General features: G+C 60.6%; 21 protein-coding genes. 4 read left to right on the forward strand and 17 right to left on the reverse strand.

Features of this window, described 5'->3' with window-relative positions; translation table 11 throughout:
- Nucleotides 1–50: 50 nt before the first annotated feature.
- The 14 genes from rbfA to dxs all read right to left on the reverse strand — a co-directional run bounded on the left by rbfA (nucleotide 51) and on the right by dxs (nucleotide 17,489).
- Nucleotides 51–467: a 30S ribosome-binding factor RbfA gene (gene rbfA, locus GbCGDNIH6_RS11930; RefSeq protein ID WP_011633091.1), complete on the reverse strand. Its 417-nt coding sequence runs from the start codon at nucleotides 465–467 to the stop codon at nucleotides 51–53.
- Nucleotides 464–3,211, reverse strand: coding sequence for a translation initiation factor IF-2 (gene infB / locus GbCGDNIH6_RS11935; protein WP_072564144.1), 2,748 nt, complete (start codon nucleotides 3,209–3,211; stop codon nucleotides 464–466). The genes rbfA and infB overlap by 4 nt, the downstream gene beginning before the upstream one ends.
- A gap of 8 nt (nucleotides 3,212–3,219) precedes the next feature.
- Nucleotides 3,220–3,825, reverse strand: a complete 606-nt coding sequence (locus GbCGDNIH6_RS11940; RefSeq protein ID WP_072564594.1) for an RNA-binding protein — start codon at nucleotides 3,823–3,825, stop codon at nucleotides 3,220–3,222.
- A 28-nt stretch (nucleotides 3,826–3,853) separates the two neighbouring features.
- The gene (gene nusA / locus GbCGDNIH6_RS11945; protein ID WP_072564145.1) at nucleotides 3,854–5,377 is read right to left on the reverse strand and encodes a transcription termination factor NusA; all 1,524 of its coding nucleotides are present in this window, start codon (nucleotides 5,375–5,377) and stop codon (nucleotides 3,854–3,856) included.
- 11 nt (nucleotides 5,378–5,388) lie between these two features.
- Nucleotides 5,389–5,925: a ribosome maturation factor RimP gene (rimP, locus tag GbCGDNIH6_RS11950; protein WP_072564146.1), complete on the reverse strand. Its 537-nt coding sequence runs from the start codon at nucleotides 5,923–5,925 to the stop codon at nucleotides 5,389–5,391.
- Between the two features lie 77 nt (nucleotides 5,926–6,002).
- Nucleotides 6,003–6,872: a YihY/virulence factor BrkB family protein gene (locus GbCGDNIH6_RS11955; RefSeq protein ID WP_072564147.1), complete on the reverse strand. Its 870-nt coding sequence runs from the start codon at nucleotides 6,870–6,872 to the stop codon at nucleotides 6,003–6,005.
- Nucleotides 6,869–8,887 (reverse strand): AI-2E family transporter, encoded by a 2,019-nt coding sequence (locus GbCGDNIH6_RS11960; RefSeq protein WP_072564148.1) that lies wholly within the window; start codon nucleotides 8,885–8,887, stop codon nucleotides 6,869–6,871. The genes GbCGDNIH6_RS11955 and GbCGDNIH6_RS11960 overlap by 4 nt, the downstream gene beginning before the upstream one ends.
- Before the next feature lie 104 nt (nucleotides 8,888–8,991).
- Nucleotides 8,992–9,675 (reverse strand): tRNA (guanine(46)-N(7))-methyltransferase TrmB, encoded by a 684-nt coding sequence (gene trmB / locus GbCGDNIH6_RS11965; protein WP_072564149.1) that lies wholly within the window; start codon nucleotides 9,673–9,675, stop codon nucleotides 8,992–8,994.
- A gap of 101 nt (nucleotides 9,676–9,776) precedes the next feature.
- Nucleotides 9,777–10,964: a methionine adenosyltransferase gene (gene metK / locus GbCGDNIH6_RS11970; protein ID WP_072564150.1), complete on the reverse strand. Its 1,188-nt coding sequence runs from the start codon at nucleotides 10,962–10,964 to the stop codon at nucleotides 9,777–9,779.
- Between the two features lie 140 nt (nucleotides 10,965–11,104).
- Nucleotides 11,105–11,944, reverse strand: a complete 840-nt coding sequence (gene hpnK, locus GbCGDNIH6_RS11975) for a hopanoid biosynthesis-associated protein HpnK (protein WP_072564151.1) — start codon at nucleotides 11,942–11,944, stop codon at nucleotides 11,105–11,107.
- Nucleotides 11,945–12,030: 86 nt separating this feature from the next.
- The gene (hpnJ, locus tag GbCGDNIH6_RS11980; RefSeq protein WP_072564152.1) at nucleotides 12,031–13,467 is read right to left on the reverse strand and encodes a hopanoid biosynthesis associated radical SAM protein HpnJ; all 1,437 of its coding nucleotides are present in this window, start codon (nucleotides 13,465–13,467) and stop codon (nucleotides 12,031–12,033) included.
- Between the two features lie 120 nt (nucleotides 13,468–13,587).
- Nucleotides 13,588–14,772 carry a bacteriohopanetetrol glucosamine biosynthesis glycosyltransferase HpnI gene (hpnI, locus tag GbCGDNIH6_RS11985; RefSeq protein ID WP_072564153.1) on the reverse strand — a complete coding sequence of 395 codons (1,185 nt, stop codon included), beginning with the start codon at nucleotides 14,770–14,772 and terminating at the stop codon, nucleotides 13,588–13,590.
- A gap of 51 nt (nucleotides 14,773–14,823) precedes the next feature.
- Nucleotides 14,824–15,483: an ABC transporter substrate-binding protein gene (locus GbCGDNIH6_RS11990; protein WP_081370133.1), complete on the reverse strand. Its 660-nt coding sequence runs from the start codon at nucleotides 15,481–15,483 to the stop codon at nucleotides 14,824–14,826.
- Nucleotides 15,480–17,489, reverse strand: a complete 2,010-nt coding sequence (dxs, locus tag GbCGDNIH6_RS11995; RefSeq protein ID WP_072564154.1) for a 1-deoxy-D-xylulose-5-phosphate synthase — start codon at nucleotides 17,487–17,489, stop codon at nucleotides 15,480–15,482. Before dxs ends, GbCGDNIH6_RS11990 begins: the two co-directional genes overlap by 4 nt.
- A 733-nt stretch (nucleotides 17,490–18,222) precedes the next feature.
- Between dxs and hpnH the strand changes: the two genes are divergently transcribed.
- On the forward strand, nucleotides 18,223–19,404 hold the full coding sequence (hpnH, locus tag GbCGDNIH6_RS12000; protein WP_072564155.1) for an adenosyl-hopene transferase HpnH: 1,182 nt from the start codon (nucleotides 18,223–18,225) through the stop codon (nucleotides 19,402–19,404).
- A gap of 45 nt (nucleotides 19,405–19,449) precedes the next feature.
- Here the strand turns inward: hpnH and GbCGDNIH6_RS12005 are convergent, their stop codons facing one another.
- A complete protein-coding gene (locus GbCGDNIH6_RS12005) occupies nucleotides 19,450–20,070 on the reverse strand; it encodes a phosphorylase family protein (RefSeq protein ID WP_072564156.1) in 621 nt (206 codons plus the stop codon).
- Nucleotides 20,071–20,206: 136 nt separating this feature from the next.
- Between GbCGDNIH6_RS12005 and dapB the strand changes: the two genes are divergently transcribed.
- Complete coding sequence (gene dapB / locus GbCGDNIH6_RS12010; protein ID WP_198355770.1) at nucleotides 20,207–20,992, forward strand: 4-hydroxy-tetrahydrodipicolinate reductase; 786 nt, start codon at nucleotides 20,207–20,209, stop codon at nucleotides 20,990–20,992.
- A 14-nt stretch (nucleotides 20,993–21,006) separates the two neighbouring features.
- Nucleotides 21,007–22,545, forward strand: coding sequence for a murein biosynthesis integral membrane protein MurJ (murJ, locus tag GbCGDNIH6_RS12015; RefSeq protein WP_072564157.1), 1,539 nt, complete (start codon nucleotides 21,007–21,009; stop codon nucleotides 22,543–22,545).
- A gap of 3 nt (nucleotides 22,546–22,548) precedes the next feature.
- Here murJ and GbCGDNIH6_RS12020 read toward each other — a convergent pair whose 3' ends face one another.
- The gene (locus GbCGDNIH6_RS12020) at nucleotides 22,549–22,881 is read right to left on the reverse strand and encodes a hypothetical protein (RefSeq protein WP_157692439.1); all 333 of its coding nucleotides are present in this window, start codon (nucleotides 22,879–22,881) and stop codon (nucleotides 22,549–22,551) included.
- Nucleotides 22,882–23,136: 255 nt separating this feature from the next.
- Here GbCGDNIH6_RS12020 and GbCGDNIH6_RS12025 point away from each other — a divergent pair, with 255 nt between their 5' ends.
- Complete coding sequence (locus GbCGDNIH6_RS12025) at nucleotides 23,137–23,427, forward strand: hypothetical protein (protein WP_157692440.1); 291 nt, start codon at nucleotides 23,137–23,139, stop codon at nucleotides 23,425–23,427.
- Nucleotides 23,428–23,433: 6 nt separating this feature from the next.
- On the opposite strand, the gene GbCGDNIH6_RS12030 is transcribed toward GbCGDNIH6_RS12025, so the two are convergent.
- Nucleotides 23,434–25,890: a glycogen/starch/alpha-glucan phosphorylase gene (locus GbCGDNIH6_RS12030; protein ID WP_072564160.1), complete on the reverse strand. Its 2,457-nt coding sequence runs from the start codon at nucleotides 25,888–25,890 to the stop codon at nucleotides 23,434–23,436.
- Nucleotides 25,891–26,031 lie beyond the last annotated feature (141 nt).

The following is a 26,031-nucleotide window of genomic DNA, read 5'->3' on the forward strand; positions in this document are numbered from 1 at the left end:
GGCCAGACGCTTTTGTCTGACCTTTTTACGATTCGCAGAACCCTACAGGCTTATTCGTCGAGATCCCGCTTAACCTCTGGACGGCGAAGCAGGGAATCCACATGCATCGCGTACTCAAGAGCCGAGTCTGGCTGGAAATGCAACTCTGGCGCATAACGCAGCCGCATCACCTTGGCCACTTCTCCACGCAAATAGGTCGCAACACGCTTCAGATTAGGCAGAAGCGGTTCGATCTCACTGCTGCCCAGACGGGAGATGAACACGGTGGCATGTTTCAAATCCGGGCTGATCCGCACTTCATTGATTGTAAAAGTGGTCGTGGCTAATTCCGGGTCCCGGAATTCCTGGCGTGCGAACACCCCGGCCAGCACGTGGCGGATTTCTTCCGCTACACGCAGCTGACGCTGGGATGGCGCACCTTTCGGTATACCGGCAGGCCCGGAGGAGGAGGGCGGACGGCTGCTCAAGCGGGAACAAGCTCCGTCTCATAGCATTCAACGACATCGCCTTCCTTGATGTCATTGTAGCCTGCAAAGGACAGACCGCATTCGTAATTGCGGGCCACTTCCTTCACATCATCCTTGAAGCGCTTCAACTGGCTCAATTCACCCGTGTGAATGACAACGTTGTCACGCAGCAGACGCACGCCACAGCCACGCTTCACCACACCTTCGGTCACCATACAGCCAGCGACCTTGCCGACCTTGGTAATTTCGAAAACCTTGCGGATCTCGGCATAGCCCAAGAATTTCTCGCGCTGTTTCGGCGCGATTTTGCCGCGTACCAGCGCCTCGATATCATCCGCCACTTCATAAATGATGGAGTAGTAACGGATATCGACGCCCTCGCGCTGGGCAAGCTCACGCGCCTGATTGGTTGCACGCACATTGAAGGCGATCAGCACGGCATTGGAAGCCTTGGCCAGCTGCACATCGCTTTCGCTGATCTGGCCGACCGAGGAAAGCAGGGTGCGGACCTTGACCTCTTCGTGCTCCTGCTTCTGCACGGTGGAGGCAATTGCCTCCGCGCTGCCCTGCACATCGGCCTTGATGACAACAGCAACTTCTTTCTGCGCACCAGCCTGAATGCGGCTGAGCATCTGTTCCAGCGTGCCACGACCAGCGGCAATACCGGCGGCCATTTTCTCGCGGATTTTGCGCTGACGGAACTCACTGATTTCCCGCGCCCGGCTTTCGTTTTCCACCGCAACGAAAGGCTCGCCCGCCGACGGAACCCCGGCGAGACCGAGAATCTCGACCGGTGTCGAAGGCAGGGCTTCTTTCATCTGCTGGCCCTTATCGTCCAGCATGGCACGCACGCGGCCCCATTCCGCCCCGGCGACGACAATGTCGCCCTGACGCAACGTGCCTTTCTGTACCAGCACGGTGGCCACCGGACCGCGTCCACGATCCAGACGGCTTTCCACCACGGTGCCTTCAGCGGCCCGATCCGGATTGGCTTTCAGATCCAGCACTTCCGCCTGAAGCAGAATGGCCTCTTCCAGCTTGTCCAGATTCTGGCGCTTCAGGGCCGAAACCTCGACATCCTGTGTATCGCCGCCCATATCCTCGACCACGATTTCGTGGTGGAGCAGTTCCTGACGGACGCGGCCCGGATTAGCACCCGGTTTGTCGCACTTGTTGATGGCGACAATGATGGGCGCGTTCGCGGCCTTGGCATGTTTGATGGCCTCGATCGTCTGTGGCATCACGCCGTCATCCGCCGCCACCACCAGCACGACGATATCCGTCACCGATGCACCACGAGAGCGCATGGCCGTGAAGGCTTCATGGCCGGGCGTATCCAGGAAGGTCAGCTTCTGCCGGGAGGGCAGAGTCACCTGATACGCACCGATATGCTGGGTGATACCGCCCGCTTCGCCCGCCGCCACATCGGTGGCACGCAGCGCATCGAGCAGCGAGGTCTTGCCATGATCGACATGCCCCATGACCGTGACCACAGGTGGCCGCGGCTGAAGATCGGAGTCGATATCGCTGATCCCTTCCAGACCGACTTCCACATCGCTTTCGCTGACGCGACGGACGCGATGACCGAATTCCTGAACGACCAGTTCGGCGGTATCGGCGTCGATGGTCTGGGTCACAGTGGCCATCATGCCCATGCGCATCAGCTGCTTGATCACATCGGCAGCCCGCACGGCCATACGGTTGGCAAGCTCACCCACCGCAATGGTTTCCGGCAGCACGACATCGCGCACCACTTTCAGCTGATCAGCGCGCAGACGCTCCAGTTCCGCCTGACGGCGTTCACGGTCACGCTGACGACGCATAGAGGCGATGGAACGCGTGCGCTCATCCTCCCCCTCGATCGCAGCACGCACATCGATGCGGCCACCACGACGCGGCTCAGCAACGGCTTTTTTCGCAACCGGAGCGGCCGCTTTGCGCGGTGCAGGTGCACCGCCACCGCCTGCACGGCGCGGCTTGCGTTCTTCCTCACCCTCATCCCCACGTTCCCGCAGACGCAGCGTCTGCGGAGCGGACGGTGCTGCAACAGGAACCTTGGAGGGAATCGGCGCGGGGCGGGAGGGACGACGAATATCGTCCGACGGTGCTGTGCGAGAGGGGGCAGACCGCGAAGAAGGGGCAGCCGTACGCTCACGCTGGGCCGGAGGAGGCACAGGAGGAGCCTCGGCCGGCGGCGCGGATTCAGCGGCCTTACGGGCCGCTTCTGCGGCAATCCGGTCGGCCTCTTCCTGTTCCTTGCGACGTTCCTCTTCTTCAGCGGCGCGTTTGGCTTCTTCCTCGCGGCGGCGTGCTTCCTCGGCAGCAGAGAGGATCGAGATCTTCTCCTGCTCGCGGCGCTCCACCTCACGGCGCGCGGCCTCGATACGTTGCTGTTCCAGCACGCGCTGGCGAATAGCCAGTTCCTGCGCCGTCAGAGCGCGGCCTGCGCCCCCGGCACCACCACGACCGGAGCCGCGATTACCACCACCGCTGCGTGGCGTACCCTGTGGGGCATTACCACTCTGTGGGGCGGGTGCGCTGCTGCTGCCGCCTTCCGGGGCCGAAGGGGTGCCGGGCTGCAATCCGCGCTTCTTGCGGACCTCAACCTGCACAACCTTCGAACGTCCGTGGCTGAAGCTTTGCCGCACGGATCCGGCATCCACGGTACGGCCCAGCTCCATCCGGCCAGCTGGCCGAAGCGACAGCCGGCCCTTGCCCGCGTCCTGATCGTTGCCTTCGCTCATCTAACGCCTTAACCCTCAATCGTGTCGCCGGTGAGTCCGGCCAACCGTTCCGCCTCAATCTCCAGCCGCGTGGCCAGAGCCCCCGGCGTAACCGCGATATGCACAGCATGATCGCGGCCAAATATCCGTCCCAGTTCCTCACCGCTCAGCGGCGAGATGACCGGCACGGTCCTCTGTCCCGACAGGAAACGCGCCCTTTCGTCCCGGCTGCCATCCGCAGCCTGCACAATCAGCGCCGCCCGACCGGCGACCAGCCATTCGCGGGCTTTGGTATAACCCGCCACTGCCTGCCCGGCGCGGCGCGCCAGACCAAGGCAATCCGTAACCCGTCGTAGAAGGCCGTGCCGCACCCTATCGGTCAGATCGGACGGAACAACCACCTGTGCGCGCGCAGCCCTGGCGAAAGCACCCCGGCGCTGGGCTGTTTCTAGCACATCGCGCCGTGCGCTCAACCATATTCCCCTGCCCGGCAGGGTTGCCGTCAGGTCGGGGACCACCGAGCCGTCAGGACCAATGACAAAACGGAGCATGCGGGCGCGTTCACCCTGCGCCCTCGTCACGACACAACGGCGCAGCGGCCCCCGCTCGTCCTGCTCATCATCCGCGTTGTCCAGCGGCGAATCGTCCGGTACTAGGGGCACGTCAGGCGTGGTCAGCCTCCTGTTCCTCATCGGTGAACCAATGGGCGCGGGCAGCCATGATGATCTCGTTGGCTGTCTCTTCATCCATGGCATCGCTGCCGACGATTTCCACCAACTCGTCACCGGCCAGATCGGCCAGATCATCCAGGGTTTTGACGCCCTTTTCACCCAGCGCCACCAGCATGGCAGGCGTCAACGTTTCGATATCGGCGATCTCGTCGGTAACACCCAGCGCCTTGCGCTTGTCATCCATCTCATTCGCACGGCGGGTCAGATCGACCTCGGCGCGGCGGATCAGCTCTTCCGCCACGTTCTCGTCAAAGCCCTCGATTTCGCTGAGTTCTTCCAGCGGCGAGAAAGCCAGTTCCTCGACCGTCGTGAAGCCTTCGGTCACCAGCAGGCCGGCGATCACGTCATCGACATCCAGCGCATCAACAAACAGGCTGGTACGCTTGCGGAATTCTTCCTGACGGCGCTCGCTTTCCTCGGCCTCGGTCAGGATGTCGATATCCCAACGGGTCAACTGGCTGGCGAGGCGGACATTCTGGCCACGGCGACCGATTGCCAGACTGAGCTGGTCATCCGGCACGACGACTTCAACGCGGCCTGCTTCCTCATCCATCACCACCTTGGTGACTTCAGCCGGAGCAAGCGCGTTCACCACGAAGGTCGCGGCCTGCGGGCTCCAGGGGATGATATCAATTTTCTCGCCCTGCAACTCGGCCACCACCGCCTGCACGCGGCTACCGCGCATACCGACACAGGCGCCGACCGGGTCGATGGACTGGTCACGGCTGATCACCGCCATTTTCGCACGGCTGCCGGGATCGCGGGAAACTGCCTTGATCTCAATAATGCCATCGTAGATTTCCGGCACTTCCTGCGCGAACAGTTTGGCCAGGAAATTCGGATGCGTGCGGCTGAGGAAAATCTGTGGGCCGCGCGGCTCTTCACGCACATCATAGATATAGGCCCGCACGCGATCGCCATTACGGAAGCTTTCACGGGCAATCAGCTCGTCACGGCGCAGCAGCGCTTCGGACTTGCCAAGATCAACCATCAGATTGCCGTATTCGGTCCGCTTGACCACACCGTTGATGATCTCGCCCACGCGGTCCTTGAATTCGTCGTATTGACGGCGACGCTCATATTCGCGCACGCGCTGTACGATCACCTGCTTGGCGGTCTGCGCGGCAATACGCCCGAAATCGATCGGCGGCAGGGGATCGACCAGATGACCGCCAAGCTCGATATCGGGTTTGAATTTACGGGCGATATGAATCGGGATCTGAGTTTCCTCATTTTCCACGACCTCGACCGCCTCGGTCCAGCGGGACAGGCGCACATCACCGGTTTTACGATCGATGGTGGCGCGGATATCCTTTTCATGCCCGTATTTCGCACGACCAGCCTTCTGGATGGCCTGCTCCATCGCCTCGAGCACTTCTTCTCGGTCGATCGACTTTTCCCGCGCCACAGCATCGGCGACGAGAAGCAGTTCGGGACGGGAAATCGCCGTATCCATGCGGTCCTCTATCAATTCGGCTGCTGCGGAGAATCGGCCACGCCTGCGTCCTGGGCGGTGGCGTCGATCAATGCATCCGTCAGCACCAGTTTAGCCTTCTTCAGCCCATCCATCGGCAGGCTGACTTCCTCGCCGTCATCCAGCCGCAGACGAGCAGCGGTTTCGTCAGCCCCCAGCACCGTGCCGGCAAAGCGCCGGCGACCGCCGGGGCCGGGAATCGACATCTCGACCTTTGCCAGATGACCGGCAAAACGCACCCAGTCCTTCACCCTGGTCAGCGGACGGTCGATCCCTGCGGAGCTGACCTCCAGATTCCAGGTAGACTGGATCACATCCTCCACATCCAGCAGCGCGCCGGCTGCGTGGCTGATAGCCTCGCAATCGTCGATGCCGATCAGGGAACCGTCGGCACGATCAGCCATGATCTGCACCGTGGGCTGCTCCCGCCCCAGCACGGCCACACGCACCAGTTCGAATCCCATATCGGCCAGACCGGGAGCGATCAATCCGGCAATACGTTGTTCGAGAGGAGTTTGCGCCACACTCATATGGTCATACGTCCGAGAAAGAAAAAGGGCGGCCCGTGGGCCACCCTTTTACAGGCATAAGTATAGGAACAATGTTCCTACGCCTTTAACGTGTCCGGTGCAATACCTGCCTGTCGGCGGGCGTGCCGATCATCGGAATAGGCGCGGGTCAACTCGGCCCCGAACAGGAAAATCTGCGCGGAGTAATAAACCCACAGCAGCATGATCACCAGCGCCCCGGCAGCGCCATAAGAAGTCGCCGCATTGCTGGAGCCGATATACATGCCGATCAGCATCTTGCCGACGCTGAACAGGAGCGCGGTCGTCACAGCCCCCATCCCTACATCACGCCATGCAATCACCCGGTCCGGCAGGATTTTGTAGGTTGCCCCGAAGATCAGGGCGATGATGAAAAAGGACATGGCGGCATTGGCCAGTTGCAGCAGTAATCTGGTTTCCGGAATAAAACTGTCGAGCCAATCGCCGATAGCGGCCAGCACCGCACTGGCCACCAACGAGACCATCAGTAAAAAACCCATCGTCATCACCAACCCAAGGCTGAGCAATCTGACCCTGACCAATTGTCCGACCGTGGAGCGTGGCGGCTCCGCCCGCCAGATCACATTCAGCGTCGCCTGAATTTCACCGAACACACCGCTGGCCGTTATCAGCAATGTCCCGATGCCGATCACCGTCGCAATCGGTCCCGCACCATGCCGTCCGGCACTGGCAATCATGGCCTGCAATGCCTCGGCGGCCTGCTTGCCCATCAGACCGCCCAGTTGGCTGACGATCGCACCGCGCGCGGCATCCTCACCGAACAGGGTGCCTGCCACGGCAATGACGATCACCAGCACCGGCGACATCGAAAACACCGTGTAATACGCAATTGCCGCCCCGCGGCTGAGGCAGTTATCGGCGAGGTAACCCCCCGCCGCATCCTTGAGAATAGCAAGAATACGTTTCATGCCGCCATTCCCGACTGATGCTCCAGCGCTGCCGCATGCGCCTGCCGCACTGCATCCCGTAATGAGGTCACATAGTAATCCGCCCCGATCATTTCCTGCTGCGCTTCATCAGACAGAATCGAGTTTCCCGTCGGCCACAGCCCGACCATCAGCTTCGCATGAGGGGCATGGGTGCGCAGGCGCTGCATCAGCATGCGCAGATGGGCCGGGCGGCTGGTGACTTCCAGATAGGAAACGCACACCAGATCGACCTCACCCAGATCCGTCTGGGCAATACGGACGCCCCGCACAGCATGGCGTGACAGAACCCGTGCCGGCAGACCATGCTTGGCCATCAGCTGAGCCAGCATGATAGCAGCCCCCTCATCCAGTGGTCCCCGCCCCGCGACGCAGACAACTGAATAGGATCCAGCCGAAACAGGCTCGACATGCGTATCCGGTGGTAAAGCAGACGTCTCGGCCATGCGCACCCCCGTTTCTTCAGGCAACAGGGCTTCATCATCGAAATCAGCCAGCTCATCAGTCAGATCCCGCACCTGCTGAAGGATGACTTCTACCCGATCCGGCGCCAGAACACCGCGCTGGGCGTCTCTGCCGGCCAGTTGCAGCGCCTTCAGCGCGACTTCATCGTAATAGGAAGACAGGCTCCGCTCCCTCAGCAGGATCTCGGCATGGTCCTGGACCTCGTCGGAATCACCGGCAAGCATGCGCTGATAAAAACTCTCCACCGGTGTCAATGCCGGCCTGTCTCCCAGCAGAACATCCAGAAATTCCAGTTTCGGGATATGCCGCCCCATCACCACCAGACAGACTGTCAACGGCGTGGACAGGATCAGCCCGATTGACCCCCACAGCCAAGTCCAGAAAATCGCCGACAGCATGACCGCCAGAGGCGACAGCCCGGTCGAATGACCATAGAGCAAAGGCTCCACCACCTGCCCCATCATGCTTTCCGCCACCAGAAACATACCGGCCGCCCACAGCGCCATGCTCCAGCCCGGATCAACCGCCGCCGCAAGGGCGATCGGCGGAATGGCTGCCAGGGGTGTACCGATATAAGGCACGAACCGCATCAGCCCGGCGATCACTCCCCACAAAGCCGGGCTGGGCACCCCGATCATCCACAGACCAAGCCCGGTGATCAGACCGAAAGCCGCATTCAATCCAAGCTGCGCCAAAAAATATCGGCTGAGCCGACTGGCTGCATCGTCCATCGCCAGAGTTGTACGGTGCAAGTCGGACGAACCGAACAGGCGGATCATCCGGTCTCGCAGATCCTCCAGCCTCATCAGCATGAAAATTGCGACAATGAACACGATTCCCGTGGATGCCAGCGGGGCAATGATCGGCGACAGATACCGTTCTGCGATTTCCAGTGGCGACGGGTTGACTGGCGCGATCATCACGGGAACCGGCTGATCCTCCCTACCCGGAGAAGCGTGCAGATCGCCGCCATCCCGCCGCTGGGGCAACAGCGGAGTCCCATGATCAGGCGCTGAGCGAGCCGGAGGAATCACAGACTCTTTCGGAGGGTGAGATTCAGTCTGCAAAGAAGATGGGGCAGCACTCCGCTCATGACCGAATGAACCAAAACGCTCGGCAAGATGCCCGGCACGGATCATCGCCCAATCCCGCAACATGTCCGCCTTGTCGAGGATCGTGGACTGATAGCGTGGGACGTTATCAGCCAGCTGCGCCAACTGGGTGCCGATCAGACCGCCCAAGGCCAGAATGATGCCCAAAGCCAGCAAGACGGCCAGCACCACCGCGATAAAGCGCGGCATCCACAGCCGGCGCAGCACCGAGACCAGCGGCGACAGTACGAAGCTGAGCAGCACGGCCAGCGTGATCGGCACCAGCACCTCTCGCCCCAGATACAGCGCCGCCACCACGACCACGCCGATCACCACAGCACGCAGATCGTTACTGCTGGGCGTTTCGGCGGCGGGGATGCGGACGCGGTTGTCTGCGACCGGCGGCAGCAGGGAGGACGAAGAAGATGGCGCGTCGGGCATGAGGGTCGCTTTGCTGCGAAAAAGGCTTCACCCTAATGCGCAGTAAAGCGTGTCAGGTTCCCGATTGCGACCGTGCTGTACGCAATTGGCAACGAATGGTGGCGTCAGCGCCGCACATAGCGCCAATAAAGCGGCTGACGGCCCGCTCTGATCGCCTTGGCCTCATAACGCGTCGGCGGCCAGCCTTCCGGCCTTTCATCGCTCACACCGAGCAGCTCGAAAGCGGTCTGACGCTCCATGACCTCCGGCACCCAGGCCTGGTAGGTAGGATCATCAGAGGCAATCCGCCATTCCGCTCCCGGCTTCATCACCCGCGCCAGCGTAGCGGCGTTTTCAGGATGCACAAAGCGCCGTTTCGCGTGTCGCGCCTTCGGCCATGGGTCGGGAAACATCAGAAAAACCCGGTCCAACACCTGATCCGGCAGATCGCGCAACAGGGGACGCGCATCATCATCCCAGACCCGTAAATGACCTGGAAGCGGCGCAGTTTCCTCATCCAGCGGCTCTGGCAGAAGGCGTGACAGCAGGGAACACAGACCGTTTTCGAATACTTCGCAGGCGATCAGAGTCACATCCGGATGCGCCTCGATCTGGGCCACGGCATGCTCACCGCCCCCAAACCCGATTTCCAGCCAGAGTGGAGCAACACCCCGAAGGGAGGACGGTCCGGCATAGCGCAGGCGCGGCAAGGTCAGGTCCAGCAGACGCTGCTGACGAGGCCGGAGCGCATGGCCACGCTGACGGCCATACAGTCGGTCGGGTTGGGATTTCATCGTCATGTCAGGCATCGATTCAAATCAGACAGAAGCAGATGATCGAGATCAAATGAAAAGGTCAGGGATTGCTCCCTGACCTTTCATATCATCCGGTCAGTCGGAAGCGTCTGGTCTCAGCGGTTGAAGGCGGAGCGGAGGGCTGCCGCAATATCCGTCTGCTCCCAGGTAAAGTTATCCAGTGCCATATCCGGGGTACGGCCAAAATGGCCGTATGCGGAGGTCGGCACATAAATCGGACGGTTCAGACGCAGATGCTCGCGAATACCACGCGGGGACAGGTTCACCAGCTCACGCAAGGTCTTTTCCAGCTTCACTTCGTCCACATCATGGCCCGTGCCATGCAGATCGACATAGACAGACAGCGGATGCGACACACCGATCGCGTAGCTGATCTGCAGGGTCACCTGGTCCGCCAGCTCGGCCGCGACCACGTTCTTGGCCAGATAGCGGGCGACATAGGCAGCGGAACGGTCAACCTTGGTAGGATCCTTGCCGCTGAAGGCTCCGCCGCCATGCGGGGCCGCACCACCATAGGTGTCGACGATGATCTTGCGGCCCGTCAGACCCGCATCACCATCCGGACCGCCAATGACGAACTTGCCGGTCGGGTTGACATAGATTTCCTGCTCCGGCGGCATCCAGCCATCCGGCAGAACCTGACCGATCACACCGGTCACGATATGGCGCAGCTCATCCTGAGACGCGGATTCGCCATGCTGGGTGGACACAACCACGCTGGTCGCGCCGACCGGGCGGCCATCCACATAACGCAGGGTGACCTGGCTCTTCGCATCCGGCTCCAGCAGCTTGCCTTCGGCGGAACCGCTTTTACGCAGCTCCGTCAGACGACGCAGAATTTCATGAGAATAATAGATCGGGGCCGGCATCAGGGCCGGAGTCTCGCGGCAGGCATAGCCGAACATGATGCCCTGATCGCCCGCGCCTTCATCCTTATTGCCCGCGCTATCGACGCCAACAGCGATGTCGGCGGATTGCGCATGCAGATGAATGGCCACGTCGGCATTCTTCCAGGAAAAGCCTTCCTGATCGTAACCAATGTCCTTGATCGCCTCACGGGTGAGGTTTTCGAGCAGTTCCGGCGTCACCGAAGCAGGGCCGCGTGTTTCACCCGCGAGAACGACACGGTTGGTGGTTACCAGCGTTTCACAGGCCACACGGGCGTAAGGATCAGCCTTCAGGAAAGCATCCAGAACCGTATCACTGATCCGGTCTGCCACCTTGTCGGGATGACCTTCCGAAACGGATTCGGAAGTGAAAAGATATTCGCCCTTATCGCGCATGGAGTTTTTTCCTCTTGTCGCGAGCGTGAACCGCTACGATCGCCATGGTGGGGGGTGTGGCTGAAACCGGTCATATCGTCAAGGCGCGATGGCCTGCCGGAAGGGCCGGAACCGGCTGACAGCATAATGTCAGCGATCTGTCACAGATCATTCCAGCCTATGAACTGCACCTGCCTACCCGTGAATGCGTCCCTTACCTGTGGATCAGTCAGGGCTGCGTATTCACCGGTCTGGTCGTATTCCGGCATCAGCGCCCGCAGGGTCGCATCGGGCCGGGATGCCGGATGCGTGTAGATTTCGGTGACACCGGACGGCAAATGCCTGCTCAGCCGCAACAGCTTGTCGGATGTCATATGCCCGCTCCAGCGCAGGCCGAACACGTGATCGTTGACCGAAAGACCCGCTTTGCGCGCCTGCGCCCGCAGCATACCGGTCCAGCGATATAACAGCGTATCACTCAGGCCCGTCTTTTCCCCGCAGGCCGCCATGATGGCAGGCGGCTCGGCAGGGATGCGGATCGCACGCAGACCATAATCCCGGCCGATTTCGCACAGCAACTTCCCCACCGTCGGATGCAGATGCATGTGCTTGTGCGCATTGGCGTGATCCAGCGTCAGCCCGGTGGCGCGAAAAGCCGCGAACTGGGCGTCGATCTCCTCCGCCAGTTGCCGCCTCGCCGAGGGGGAAAAGAAATAGGTGAAGCCCCGCCGCACCTGATCGGAGCCGAAACGCCCCTGCTGATCAACCAATGCCGGAATCCGGGCATGCGGCAGCACCGCATCCCCTTCTACCAGCACCAGATGCAGACCGACCCGCAGGGAGGGCGTCGCCTGTGCCATGGCCACGGCCTCTGCCGCCGCCGGAGCCGCCACCATCAGGCTGCATGTCGACAGGATTCCGTTGCGGTGGGCATCCCGCACCGCCTCATTCACCGTCGAGGTCAGGCCGAAATCATCAGCGGAGACGATGATTCGTCTCATCACCCGTCCTATCCTTCATAAGCGACAGGGCCAGAGAATGAACTCTGGCCCTGTCCCGTTACCCTTGTTTTAACCGTGCGGATCGATCAGGCAGCGTTACGCTGGGTCTTGCGTTCCTTGAGGAACTGGAAGAACTCCACACCCTCGCGCAGGCGACGCTTCATCATCTGCGGGCTGGTGATCATCTCGCCGACGATGGAGGCGATCTTCGGCGCGCGGAAATAGAATTTCCGGTAGAATTCCTCGACGCTCTGGAACATCTCGGTATGGCTGAGATGGTCGTAATGCAGCGGCGCCATCTGGATGCCATGCTCGTCGATCAGTTCCGCATGCTCGGCATCCAGCCAGCCATTCTCAACCGCCTGATTATACAGGAACGTGCCCGGATACGGCGCAGCAAGGCTCACCTGCAAGGTATGCGGGTTCACTTCCTTCGCATAGTCGATCGTCTCCTGAATGGTTTCCTTCGTCTCACCCGGCAGGCCGAGGATGAAGGTACCATGAATCTTGATGCCGAGATCGTGGCAATCCTTGGAGAATTTCTTCGCCACCTCGATCCGCAGACCCTTCTTGATGTTGTGCAGGATCTGCTGGTTGCCGCTCTCATAACCAACCAGCAACAGGCGCAGGCCGTTATCCTTCAAAATCTTCAGGGTTTCGCGCGGCACATTGGCCTTGGCATTGCAGGACCATGTGACACCCAGCTTGCCCATTTCACGTGCGATGGCCTCAGCGCGCGGCAGATCGTCGGTGAAGGTGTCGTCGTCGAAGAAGAATTCCTTCACCTGCGGGAAGTATTTCTTCGCCAGCGCGATTTCCTCAGCCACATGCTGCGGGCTGCGCACCCGGTAGCGATGGCCACCAACCGTCTGCGGCCAGAGGCAGAAGGTGCAGCGGGATTTACAGCCACGCCCGGTATACAGGCTCAGATAGGGATGCTTCAGATAGCCGATGAAGTAATCCTCGATCTTCAGATCACGCTTATAGACCTCGGTCACGAAGGGAAGCTGATCCATATCCTCCAGGATTTCACGATCCGGGTTATGGATGATCTCACCATTCGCATTGCGCCAGGACAGGCCGGCAATGGTGGCCAGATCACGGCCCTCCGCCACTTCCTTGACGGTGAAGTCGAATTCGTTGCGCGCCACCCAGTCAACGGGACCGCCGCTTTTCAGGCTTTCTTCCGGCTGCACCGCCACCTTCGCGCCGACGAAACCGATCTTGAGGGATGGATTCGCGTCTTTCAGGGCCTGCGCCACCTTCACGTCGGAGGCAAAGGAAGGGGAGGAAGTGTGCATCACACACAGCTCATAATCCTTGATCTGCGCCGTCACCGTCTCCAGCGTGATCCCGGCTGGCGGAGCGTCAATCAGCTTGCTGCCCGGCACCATCGCGGCAGGCTGGGCCAGCCATGTCGGATACCAGAAGGAACGGATCTCGCGCCGCGCCTGATAACGGGAGCCGGCTCCGCCATCAAATCCATCGAAGGAAGGCGGGTGCAAAAACAGGGTCTTCATCATGAGCGTCGGTACCTCTCCATGAGTCGGCGCCGACAGGCCCGGCTCCGCTTACGCAATCTTACGCAGTCATTGTCTTACGTCATTGTGGCGCGGATACGTATGCCCGCACTGCAATCGACCTCAGCCCTTCAGGAGGGGCTGACCCGCCAGCGTCGCCTGCTGCATGGCCGGAGATGAGCGATAGGTCATCCGCGTCACCTGCACCACCTGCCCGCGCCATTTGACATCCCCTTTGCGGAAAGTGGCGAGAATGGTGGCCATCGACAACAGCTCCCGCACAGGCAGCAGCAGAAGAGAGGTCGCCGGGGCAAGCTTCAACAGACGGTCGATCCCGCGGCTGACCAGAAAACGCACCATCCAGAAAGCAAAAAATACCGCCAGCGCCCAACCCGCCAGACCGGACAGCGCCACCCCCAGCATGGCCCAGAATAACGGGAACTGAAGCATGGAAAGAATGAACCCGACCGGAGCCACGGATTGAATGGTGCGTTGCCAGCGCAGCTCATGATCGAACAGGGCACGAATCGTGGTCTCCGGCACGGTGGTGGCGGGAACGGTATCTGCCAGACCCACGCGCAGCCCCTGCCCCACCATTAAATGGCCCAGCACCGCATCATCGGCAATATGATGCGAAAGCACTGCCAGACCGCCCAGATTTTCCAGCGTTTCCCGCCGCAGCGCCATGGTGGCTCCCAGGCAATCCTGACGGCCCAGCAGGCGTGCAACCAGCGCACCGGGCAGGAATTGATGGGAAATACCCGCCATGCCCAGAGTACCGATCAGGCCGGATTGCGGCGACACACCGGAATACAGAGTGGTTACCAACCCGATTTGAGGCTGCTCCAGCGCAATAACCAGACGTCGGAGATAATCCCGCGTGACATGGACATCGCTATCCGCAATCACCAGCACATCATGCCGGGCGCTTGGATACATATTGATGAGATTAGCAATTTTCCGGTTTTCGCCATGCGGGGTGGGGTCAACCACCATCACGATATCCAGATGGGGAAACCGTCCCTGCAAACGACGCACAACATGACGGGCGGGATCATTCGCGCTCTGCACACCGAAAACCAGCTGATAATACGGATAATCCTGCTGACAGAAGCTTTCCAGCGCCTGTTCGAGCAGCGGCTCCTCACCATGCAATGGTTTCATGATGGTGACGGCGGGCCAGTCCTGCCGGGGGGGCAGAGGCTGCCTTGCATGCCTGGCAAATTTCCACACAGCCCCAAGGCCGAGAACGGTCTGCACCATCCCGATCCCGGCCAAAGCCATGGTCGTATCAGCGAAAAAAAGCATCACTCAAAAAACCGGATTAAAATCTTGAGGAACACACCAGGACACGCTTCATCACATCGTGCCGCCGGAGAGGTCCGATATTTTCTGACGAAGCTTGTCCAGCAGATTATCCGGTCCGGCGGCCAGCAATGTCCGGAAATCGGAGCGTGTCACGGCCACCTGGCTGATCGAGCCATCCAGCAGAACATCGACAACTTTCCACTGCCCTCCATCATTGCGCATCAGATAGTCAATGCGATTGGCGGTGCCGTCACTCACGATCTGGCTCTGTACAACCTGATCGCTGCCGGATGCCACCGTGTTAGGCGAGACCTGGAAAGACTGGCCATCAAAGCTCGAGAATTCGGAAACGTAGCGCGCCACGGTAAAGCGCGTGAAAACATCCAGCAGCTGGGATTGCTGCTCCGGCGTCAGGCTGTTCCATTTCAGACCCACGGAATTTTTCAGTAGCAGCGGCAGGTCCAGAACCTGCTGCACGACTGGAGCCAAGGTCTGGTAACGCTGAGGAAAAGGAACCGCACTGCCCTGTTTCATAATACCGAGCAGCGCCTGATTGAGCCGCTCGATCTGGGCGGACGGACCTGCCGTCTGGGCCGCTACTGTCTGGGCCTGGGCCGCAACGGGAACCAGGCCTGTCGTGAAGGAAAGCCCGGCAACGGGTGCCCACAACACCAGCCCCTGTAACAGAGACGCGCGGATGATTGTTTTCATCGTGACGGCACCTTCCGGGTCATTGGCTGCTCCAGCAGTTTCAGGACGGTATCTCGAATTGCATGATGGTCAAGTCCAGCCTGTCTGATCTGGTTTGGCTGGGTATCATGGTCGATATAGCGATCGGGCAGGATCATGGAACGGAGTTTCAGCGCATGGCCATCGCGCGCATCCAGCAGGCCAGCCTGCGCCAGATGCTGCATAACGTGGCTGGCATAGCCGCCGATCGAGCCTTCCTCAACAATCACCAGAACATCGTTCTCCCGCGCCAGACGCTCCACCAGCGCCGTGTCCAGCGGCTTCACGAAGCGGCCATCCGCCACCGTCACCGTCAGCCCATGCGCGCCAAGATCATCCGCAGCCAGCAGAGCATCCTGCAACCGGGTGCCAATGCTCAGGATCGCGATCCCGCTCCGACCCTCCCGCACGAGGCGGCCTCGACCGATCGGCAGGATATCCCCGCGCAGGCGACCTTTCTCATCACGCGGCAGCGCAACGCCTACGCCTTCGCCACGCGGATAACGCACCGCACTCGGCCCCGCATCATAGGCCGCAACCGTCGCCACAGCATGCACAAGCTCCGCCTCATCAGACGGAGACATAATCATCATCCCGGGCAGACAGCCCAGATACGCCATGTCGAAACTGCCGGCATGCGTCGCCCCATCGGCCCCCACCAGCCCAGCACGGTCAATCGCAAAGCGCACCGGAAGGTGCTGGATCGCAACGTCATGCACCAGCTGGTCATAACCGCGCTGAAGAAAGGTCGAATACAGTGCGCAGAACGGAACCATCCCCTCCACCGCCAGACCAGCCGCAAATGTCACCGCATGCTGCTCCGCGATCCCCACATCAAAGCAACGATCCGGGAACCGCTTCTCAAACGCGTCCAGACCCGTGCCGGACGGCATCGCCGCATTGATCGCAACAACGCGGGGATTATCCTCCGCCGCCGCAATCAGCGCCTCCGCAAAGACTTTCGTGTAGGTCGGCGCCGCGGGCTTTGCCCCAGGAACAGGCGCGGGCTTGATCTGCTCGCCCGTCACAACGTTGAACCGGCTCACCGCATGATATTTGTCCGCAGACGCCTCCGCCGGCGCATAGCCATGACCCTTCCGCGTGATCGCATGCACCAGGATCGGACCCGTCTCCTCCGCATCCCGCACATTGCGCAGAACCGGCAGAAGATGGTCCAGATTATGACCGTCAATCGGGCCCACGTAATAGAAGCCCAGCTCCTCGAACAGCGTGCCGCCCGTCAGGATGCCGCGCGCATATTCCTCCGCACGGCGCGCCGTCCGCTCGATCCCACGCGGGAAATGGCGCGCCATCTTCCCCGCCAGATCGCGCAGGTTCAGGAAGCTCCGCGAGGACAACAGACGAGACAGATACGCCGACATCGCCCCCACAGGAGGCGCGATCGACATGTCATTGTCGTTCAGGATCACCACCAGGCGCGACTTCAGGCTGCCGGCGTTGTTCATCGCCTCATACACCATCCCGGCGCTCATCGCCCCGTCGCCGATCACCGCGATCACATGCTCAGGTCCCGCCCCAACCTCGCCCGCCGCGCGACGCAGATCCCGCGCCACCGCCATGCCAAGACCAGCCGAGATCGAGGTCGAGCTGTGGCCCGCGCCAAACGGATCGTATTCGCTCTCCGAACGCTTCGTGAAGCCGGACAGGCCGCCTCCCATCCGCAAGGTCCGGATGCGATCGCGACGGCCCGTCAGGATCTTGTGAGGATAAGCCTGATGACCAACATCCCAGATCAGACGGTCAGACGGAGTATCAAACACCGCATGGATCGCAACCGTCAGCTCAATCACACCAAGCGCCGCGCCAAGATGCCCGCCCGTCACCGAGACAGCGTCTACCGTCTCCGCACGAAGCTCATCCGCAACCGCGCGCAGCTGATCCGATGACATGTTCCGTAAATCAGACGGGTAACGAACTCGGTCCAGCGTCGGAGTCTCATGGCAACGGACAGGGGTTGTTTCAGTCATGCGAACTTTTCATCCTGCGGCGTGTGGCCGCTTCAATTCTTGAACACCACCCGGACCTCCCGTCGATTCTTCCCCCCGGAAGACCCAACGGCCCGAACTCCCTCACGGGCTGGACCCTGTCCGAGCTGAGCGGTGGCAGCGGCAGGCATGACCATAGACCACTCGCGCAGTTCGCATTCCCCTCTATCCAAATCCGGCAACTCTTTGATTGCATGTTTCATGTGGAACCGTCTGCGGCAACCCCAAACCCGCAGCCAGCCCGGCCACAATGTCCGAATCCATCAAGAAGCGTGCTTTATGAGCAACACTGTGCTGATAACCTGTCCTGATTTTAATAGAAGACTCTCAATCCAGGAATGGAATGATTTACTGCTTGTGAACTGAATGATTTGGCTTTCAAACACGGCACTGACAGGCGGTCATGCCCCGACAAAAACTTTCCTAATCCTGAACAGAACAGCCCGCCCCTGCTTTACACACCGTGTTGCCGCGCATTTCCAGTCTGGACCCATGCGGTCGGGATGGTGTAGCGAAACCGGTTCCATGCCCGGCCTGAACTGCCGGGGCATACAGCATGATGAGGCTATCATTTATCGTTCCGTCATATCGTGTTCCAGAGCATCCATGGCCAATCGGTCAGATTTACCCGGACCGTATGATTGGCTTATCCTTGATGCCCGGTCCGCGACCGGTCATCCGACCGCAGTTTTGACCAAAGGCTGAGGAAGTCCGTATGGCTGTGCCGCTGCACCAGGCGATCCGCGTAGGCGCCTATGTGATGAAGCAACATCTGCTGGGGCGGAAACGCTATCCGCTGGTCCTGATGCTGGAACCACTGTTCCGTTGCAATCTGGCCTGCGCGGGTTGCGGCAAGATCGATTACCCGGCGGAAATCCTCAACCAGCGCCTGTCCGTGGCAGAGTGCCTCGAAGCCGTCGATGAATGCGGCGCGCCGGTGGTGGTGATCGCCGGTGGGGAGCCACTGCTCCATAAGGAACTGGATCAGGTGGTCGAGGGCATCATTGCCCGCAAGAAATTCGTGATCGTCTGCACCAATGCCTTGCTGCTCGAAAAGAAGATGCATCTTTTCAAGCCGAGCAAATGGTTCTCCTGGTCCGTCCATCTGGATGGCGACCGGGAAGATCACGACAAATCGGTCTGTCAGGATGGTGTTTATGAACGCGCGGTGGAAGCTATCCGCCGCGTGAAGCAAGCCGGATTCCGCACCATCATCAACTCCACCCTGTTCGACACAGCCGATCCGGAGCGCATGGCGCGTTTCTTCGACGATGTCATGGAAATCGGCGTGGACGGGATCAGCGTCTCCCCCGGCTATGCGTATGAACGTGCGCCGGATCAGCAGCACTTCCTGAACCGTCGTCGTACGAAAGACCTGTTCCGTGGGATTTTTGCACGCGCGGACAAGACAAAAAAGAAGTGGGAGTTCAATCAATCCTCCCTGTTCCTGGATTTTCTGGCCGGAAACCAGACTTTTAAATGCACCCCCTGGGGTAACCCGACGCGCACCTATTTCGGCTGGCAGCGCCCCTGCTATCTGCTCGGTGAAGGCTATGCCAAATCCTTCAAGGAGTTGATGGAGGAAACCGACTGGGATGCCTACGGTACCGGCAATTACGAAAAATGCGCCGATTGCATGGTGCATTCCGGATACGAAGCTACCGCCGTGGCCGAGGCCGTCAGCAAGCCATGGAAAGCTGCCAAGGTCGCTTTGACCGGTATCAGGGCCACCGGCGACATGGCTCCTGACATTCCGCTGACCAACCAGCGTCCAGCCCAGTATGTTTTCAGCCGGCACGTTGAAACCGCGCTGGAAAAAATCCGCGCCGAGCAGGCTGGGGCCTCCAAACCCCCCAAGACAGTGGTTCGCCATGTGGCCGCCGAGGCTGGAGACTGAACTGATTTCTTCCCCGATCGTGTAAACGGTCGGGGATTTTCTTTTTCAACCCTGTTTCGGCCACTGAAAACGACGCAGGGTCCGCCGGGCCACCGCAGCATCCCGTGCCAGCGCCATCAGGGAACCTATCTGGGAAGGCTGACGCAGAATTGATCCCGCAACCCTGAACACGCCGATCGCTCCGGCCTGATCCAGCGCCAGCAACGCCGCAGGCGGTAAATCCCTGTCCGCCGGATCACACACTGCCCGGACAATCGAAAACGGGATGCCATACCGGGCCGCCACGCGGGCTACCGCCCCGCTTTCCAGATCGACTGCCCCTGCCCCGGTTTGATGAAACAGCGCGGCCTTGTCCTTCCGACTGACCACGATCTGCCGGGTCGCGACCATACGCTGGAGAGTCATACCCCCCGGCCATAACGGATCGGTCCTGTAAACCTTCCCCTCCTCAATCAACTCCGCAGGTATTAGCAATGCGCCCGGCAGAATGGCCGGATCGAGGCCACCCGCCAGGCCGAAACTTACCAGCCGATCCACACCGCTTTCAGCCAGATGAACAGCAGCCTGTTCCGCGCCCTCGGGCTCCCCTCCACCGACCGCGGCAATACCGAATCCGCACAGGAGTCTTGCCTCAGCCTGTAAGCCCACGACCACGCCGGTTTTCATCACCGCATCCCGCCTTCATCGCCTGTTCGGGGCTGTTTGAAGCAAAGCACGCTCATCCGGGCAAATACGGCCCATCATAGCCTGTGCGCTTTTGTCCCCTCTCGTCATTCCGTGCAGTCTGTGCCACCACAGGAGCATGAGCACAGATCGCAGCATACGCATTGGAATTGCCGGCATGGCCGGTCGGATGGGCAGCCTGCTGGTCGAGGAAGCGGCTGCACAGGGTACGGTCTCCGGCGGAACACTCCGACCCGGATCAAACAGCCCGGCACCAGCCGGCGTTCATGCCTTTGTCGACATCAGCGCACTGGCTGACGCCTCCGACGCGGTGATTGATTTTACCTCCGCCTCCACTGTGCAGGCGCATGCCAGAGCACTGAGCAAGACGGGGACGGCGTGGATTCTCGGCACGTCCGGCCTTTCCCCTGCTGACGAAAAGGACGTCGAGGACGTCGCTACCCTCATCCCAGTGGTGTATGCGCCTAATTTTGCGCCGGGGGTCAATCTGGTGCTGGCACTGGCCGAAAAAATGGCCGCTGCGCTGCCCGGTAACCGCTATGATGCGGAAATCGTGGAAATGCACCATCGTCGCAAGATCGACTCCCCCTCCGGCACGGCCATTGGTCTGGGTCGCGCGGTAGCCGCCGGTCGCGGCGTGGCGCTGGAGGAAGTGATTGAGAGCGGTCGGCATGGGCATGTCGGCCCGCGCCAACCGGGCGCCATCGGCTTTGCGGCCCTGCGGGGCGGCCAGGTCGTCGGCGAACACACCCTGCTGTTTGCGGCTGATGACGAGCATATTGCCCTGACCCACCGCGCCTTCGACCGTCGTGCTTTCGCGCGCGGTGCGGTACAGGCAGCCTTATGGGTGCAGGGTAGGCCACCCGGACTGTATTCAATGATGGATGTGCTGGGCATGCGCTGAAAGCGACTGCGCCGATGCTGAAAGGAATTCTGACCGTCGGCGGATGGACCATGGCCAGCCGTATTCTGGGCCTGCTGCGGGAAATGCTGATCGCGGCACTGGTCGGCACAGGGCCAGTCGCGGAAGCCTTCATCATCGCCAATAAGGTCCCAAATCTGTTCCGACGGCTGTTCGGGGAAGGGGCCTTCAACGCCGCCTTCGTCCCTTCTTTTTCCGGTCTGCTGCAAACGGAAGGTCACGACGCCGCCCAGCGCTTCGCCAGCGAGGCGATGGCCGTCATGACGTTCTGGCTGGTCTCCCTGACCATTCTCGGCGAAATCTGTATGCCGTGGATGATGACGGTGCTGGCCAACGGCTTTGTCGATGATCCTTCCAAATTCGCCCTGACCGTTACGCTCAGCCGCATCACTTTTCCCTATCTGCCGCTGATCTGCCTGTGCGCGCTGGTCGGCGGGGTGCTGAACGGGCTGAACCGCTTCACAGCCGCCAGCGCAAGCTATGTGCTGTTCAACGTGGTCTCCATCGTGTTCATGCTCTGGGCCACGCCGTTCATGCCGGGGGTAGGGCATGCGCTGGCATGGGGGGTGACGGTCTCCGGCGTGCTGCAACTCTCGCTGATGCTGTGGGCGGCAAAGAGGGCCGGCATGGCGCTGCATCTGCCGCGCCCGCGCCTGACCCCGCGCATGCGTATTCTGCTGCGCCGCATGGGACCGGGGCTGATCGGGGCCGGAGTCACCCAGATCAATTTCCTGATCGATGTGGTCATCACCACTCTGCTGCCCGCCGGATCGGTGGCGCTGCTGGGCTATGCCGACCGTGTTAATCAGCTACCGCTTGGTGTCGTGGGTCTGGCCACCAGCACAGCCTCCCTGCCCGTATTATCCCGGCTGGTCCATGCGGGGGATGAGCAAGGCGCGAACCACGCCATGAACCGGGCGCTGGAATATGCGATGACGCTGATCCTGCCTGCCGCCGTCGCGCTGGTAGTCATCGCCCAACCAATCATGGCCGTGCTGTATGAGCGCGGAGCCTTTACAGCCGAAGCCACCTATCTGTCGTCACAATCTCTGGCAGCGTATGCAATCGGGTTGCCAGCCTTCGTGGCCGTACGCATCATCACCAACGGTTTTTTTGCGCGCGGCGATACCGCCACCCCGGTGAAGATCAGCGTTTTCATCATCGCCCTGAATCTGGGCCTTAATCTGCTGCTGATGGATCGGCTGCATCATATGGGCCCCCCTCTGGCCTCCAGCATCGCGGCCTATGTGAATGTGCTGGTGCTGGGTGGAATGCTGGGCAGACGGGGTCATTTCTCAGCAGACGCCGCATTACGCCGCTCCTTGTCCCGAATGGGTCTGGCGGCACTGGCGATGGGAGCCGTGCTGGCCGTGTTCAGACCGCTTTTGTTCGATACGCTGCCTGACATTCACGGCGCACGCTGGGTGGCTCTGGCTTTGTTGATGGCCATTGGCGGGGGCGCCTATGTGATCAGCGGCCAGATGCTGGGGGCGTTCCAGATCAGGGATACGCTGGCGAAAATCCGCCGCCGCTAAGGATCAGGTCCGCCATTTCACATGGCAGGTCTGATCCAGCGGATGACAGAACCGGCCATACCGATAGGGAACGATCTCAGCCGGGGCCAGCAATTCCACCGGACGCGAGGGCGGAGAAGAAAAATCTGCCGCCACGGCAGGGGGGCGTTCAGACCGCGAGGCAGATGGGAAAGGGGCAAACCCACCTGCCTGATGATCCGACACAACCGTGGCGGCAGACCTGACCGGACCATAGCTGCCACCGACCAACGCAGCTGTTCCGACCGTCAGCAGGACCGGAAAAAGAGCCAGGCTCCGGGTCTGCACAACCCGAGAGGACGTGAGAAACATCCGCATGACCGTGTCATCCTTTTCCATACTGGCTGACAGAGGTGTTCTAGCAGACAAAGAACAAAAACAGAACTGTTATTTTCAAAAATCAGAACAAAAAAAGTACAAACTCACGTCCATGGGGTGAAAGAAACGCTACACGGCACTGTTGAGATAGCCGTCAACAGCCCTTGAAACCCGCCTGACAAGACCGAATCGATCCAGCTGCGTTGCCGACTGACGCTCTCGTGCCATCACGCTGACATGGATGCAATTTCGACCATGCGCATTCTGGCAGCCATCGGCCTTCTCTCTCTCATCCCGGCAGCCGCTTCGGCTGAGCCGCTGGCGGGGATCTCCACGGAGGTTGTTATGCTGCCATCAACGAAGGAGACCGACGCTGTCGGCGATCTGGCGTGGCAGGCTTTGGTAAAGCGTCTGGCGCAAACCCCACGCACATACCAGCGGCGTGGGGTATTTCATATCTATCGAGGTATCCTGTGGAAACATCACGATATGAAAAGAAAGGGGCAGGTTTGCCCGCCCCTTTCAGTTTTTCTGATCACACTATGAATCGACTCACGGAGAAGGATGCGGGGCGGCGTGCCAGATATCCCGCGCATATTCCCGGATGGTTCGATCAGAAGAAAACCAGCCCATCGCCGCCGTGTTGAGCAGCGCCTTACGCCGCCATTCCAGCGGCGTGCGATACAGGGCTGCTCCCCGCTTGTGCGTTTCCTCATAGCTTTCGAAATCAGCGGTCACGAGAAACACGTCATCGTTCAGCAGATGATCAATCAGCCCTGCATAGCGTGACGGATCATCCGGGGAAAATACACCGGACCGGATCGCCTCGATCGCCTGCGCCAGGCTGGGGCAGGCAGCGACTTTGGCACGGGCATCGTATCCAGACGCCTTGATATCCGCCACCTCATCAGCCCGCAGCCCGAAGATCAGGATATTGTCGTCCCCGACGTGATCGTGAATTTCGATATTCGCGCCATCCAGCGTGCCGATGGTCAGTGCACCGTTCAAAGCCATTTTCATGTTGCCAGTGCCGGATGCCTCCAGCCCCGCCGTCGAAATCTGCTCCGAGAGATCGGCCGCCGGAATGATGACCTCGGCCAAGCTGACATTATAATTGGGCAGGAACACCACCCGCAGCCGGTCACGCACCACCGGGTCATTGTTGACGACACGGGCGATATCATTGGCCAGCTTGATGATCAGCTTGGCACGGTGATAGCTGGCTGCCGCCTTGCCCGCGAATATCTTGACCCGCGGCGTCCAGTTACGACCCGGCTCGGCGCGCATCTTGTCATACAGCGCCACCGTCTCGATCAGATTGAGCAATTGCCGCTTGTATTCGTGGATACGCTTGATCTGCACATCGAACAGCGCATCGGGATCAAGCCGGATGCCCATCCGGTCCTGCACCAGGGCCGCCAGCCGCTGCTTGTTTTCACGCTTTACAGCGCTGTAGCGGTCCATGAAGGGGGTATCATCGACAAACCGCGCCAATTCCGACAGTTCTTCCGCATCCGCGACCCAGCGATTACCAATCGAGTCGTTGATCAGCGCGGTCAGGCCGGGATTGCACTCCACCAGCCACCGACGGAAGGTGATGCCGTTGGTGATGGCGGTGATCCGATCGGGGAACAGCCTGTGAAAATCACGGAACACCGTGGTCTTCATCAAATCGCCATGCAGCGCCGAGACGCCATTGACTTTCTTCGATCCGACAAAAGCAAGATGACCCATGCGCACCTGACGCCCGTTGCTCTCATCGATCAGAGAGATGGAGCGCCGCAGCTCAGGAGAACTGACCGGGCGAGGCGTTGCCGTATCCAGATGCAGCGCGTTGATCTCATAGATAATCTGCATATGGCGCGGCAGAAGACGTTCGAACAGCGTCACCGGCCAGCTTTCCAGCGCCTCCGGCAACAGAGTGTGGTTGGTATACCCTAGCGTTCCGCGCGCGATGGAAAAAGCGCGTTCCAGCGTCAAGCCGTACTCATCCACCAGCAGACGCACCAGCTCCGCCACTGCCACCGCCGGATGGGTATCGTTCAGCTGGATGGAAGCCGTATCCGGCAGCCTCTCCACCGATCCCTGCTGCGCCATGTGACGCCTGACCAGATCCTGCAGGGAAGCGGAGGTAAAGAAAAACTCCTGCTTCAGCCGCAATTCCCGGCCAGCCTCGCTGCTGTCATCGGGATAGAGCACGCGGCTGATATTGGTGGCATTCAGCTGGGCGGCAAAAGCATCGGCATGGTGACCGCGATTGAAGGCGTCCAGCCGCATCGGCTCCACCGAACGAGCGCGCCACAGGCGCAGCGTATTGATGTGCGTACCCTGCCAACCCACCACCGGCGTATCATACGCCACGGCACGCACCCGCTCCGCCGGCATCCAGACCAGACGGGAGGAGCCATCCGGCTGATCCTGCGGCAGCACGCGGCCCCCGAAGCCGATATCATAGGCAATTTCGGGGCGCTCGAATTCCCACGGATTGCCGAAGACCAGCCAGTCTTCCGGCATCTCGACCTGATAGCCGTCGCGGATCACCTGCCTGAACAGGCCGTGATCATAGCGGATGCCATAGCCGAGCCCCGCCAGCCCGACCGTGGCCATACTTTCCATAAAGCAGGCCGCCAGACGGCCCAGACCGCCATTGCCCAGCGCCGCATCCGGCTCCAGATCCTTGATCTGATCAAAGGAGACGCCATGCAGGGCGAGGGCTTCCTTCGCCGCCGACATCAGGTTCAGATTGGTGAGACTGTCCGTCAGCAACCGCCCGATCAGGAATTCGAGGCTCAGATAATAAACCCGCTTGGCATTGGCCTCATCAGCAGAGCGAGCGGTCGCATGCCAGCGATCCACGATCCGGTCGCGCACAGCGAGGGCGGTCGCGGCATACCAGTCGTGCAACCGGGCATGGCGGGGATCGCGCCCCACCGCGTACCGCATCTTGTCTTCGATGGCACGGTGCAGTTCGGCAACCTGTGCGGTGTAAGGCGTGTTGGCGGCGTCCATACTCGCTCCCTGGTTTGAACAGACCGTTCAGAATCCGGCGGTCGCGAGCCGGCTCCTGCGGCACCACTACGATACAGAGACAAACGCATCTGTCACGCACTTGTGCCGTACCAATGGTCACCAGGAAGGCAAGCAATCCCC

It is taken from the genome of Granulibacter bethesdensis (assembly GCF_001889525.1).
Lineage (GTDB): Bacteria > Pseudomonadota > Alphaproteobacteria > Acetobacterales > Acetobacteraceae > Granulibacter > Granulibacter bethesdensis_C.

Bases quoted from the DNA above. Each gene is read 5' to 3' on its own strand.
- infB (WP_072564144.1), bottom strand. From the start codon at position 3,211: ATGAGCGAAGGCAACGATCAGGACGCGGGCAAGGGCCGGCTGTCGCTT.
- nusA (WP_072564145.1), bottom strand. From the start codon at position 5,377: ATGGATACGGCGATTTCCCGTCCCGAACTGCTTCTCGTCGCCGATGCT.
- rimP (WP_072564146.1), bottom strand. From the start codon at position 5,925: ATGAGTGTGGCGCAAACTCCTCTCGAACAACGTATTGCCGGATTGATC.
- GbCGDNIH6_RS11955 (WP_072564147.1), bottom strand. From the start codon at position 6,872: ATGAAACGTATTCTTGCTATTCTCAAGGATGCGGCGGGGGGTTACCTC.
- GbCGDNIH6_RS11960 (WP_072564148.1), bottom strand. From the start codon at position 8,887: ATGCCCGACGCGCCATCTTCTTCGTCCTCCCTGCTGCCGCCGGTCGCA.
- trmB (WP_072564149.1), bottom strand. From the start codon at position 9,675: ATGCCTGACATGACGATGAAATCCCAACCCGACCGACTGTATGGCCGT.
- metK (WP_072564150.1), bottom strand. From the start codon at position 10,964: ATGCGCGATAAGGGCGAATATCTTTTCACTTCCGAATCCGTTTCGGAA.
- hpnK (WP_072564151.1), bottom strand. From the start codon at position 11,944: ATGAGACGAATCATCGTCTCCGCTGATGATTTCGGCCTGACCTCGACG.
- hpnJ (WP_072564152.1), bottom strand. From the start codon at position 13,467: ATGATGAAGACCCTGTTTTTGCACCCGCCTTCCTTCGATGGATTTGAT.
- hpnI (WP_072564153.1), bottom strand. From the start codon at position 14,772: ATGCTTTTTTTCGCTGATACGACCATGGCTTTGGCCGGGATCGGGATG.
- GbCGDNIH6_RS11990 (WP_081370133.1), bottom strand. From the start codon at position 15,483: ATGAAAACAATCATCCGCGCGTCTCTGTTACAGGGGCTGGTGTTGTGG.
- dxs (WP_072564154.1), bottom strand. From the start codon at position 17,489: ATGACTGAAACAACCCCTGTCCGTTGCCATGAGACTCCGACGCTGGAC.
- hpnH (WP_072564155.1), top strand. From the start codon at position 18,223: ATGGCTGTGCCGCTGCACCAGGCGATCCGCGTAGGCGCCTATGTGATG.
- GbCGDNIH6_RS12005 (WP_072564156.1), bottom strand. From the start codon at position 20,070: ATGAAAACCGGCGTGGTCGTGGGCTTACAGGCTGAGGCAAGACTCCTG.
- dapB (WP_198355770.1), top strand. From the start codon at position 20,207: ATGAGCACAGATCGCAGCATACGCATTGGAATTGCCGGCATGGCCGGT.
- murJ (WP_072564157.1), top strand. From the start codon at position 21,007: ATGCTGAAAGGAATTCTGACCGTCGGCGGATGGACCATGGCCAGCCGT.
- GbCGDNIH6_RS12020 (WP_157692439.1), bottom strand. From the start codon at position 22,881: ATGCGGATGTTTCTCACGTCCTCTCGGGTTGTGCAGACCCGGAGCCTG.
- GbCGDNIH6_RS12025 (WP_157692440.1), top strand. From the start codon at position 23,137: ATGCGCATTCTGGCAGCCATCGGCCTTCTCTCTCTCATCCCGGCAGCC.
- GbCGDNIH6_RS12030 (WP_072564160.1), bottom strand. From the start codon at position 25,890: ATGGACGCCGCCAACACGCCTTACACCGCACAGGTTGCCGAACTGCAC.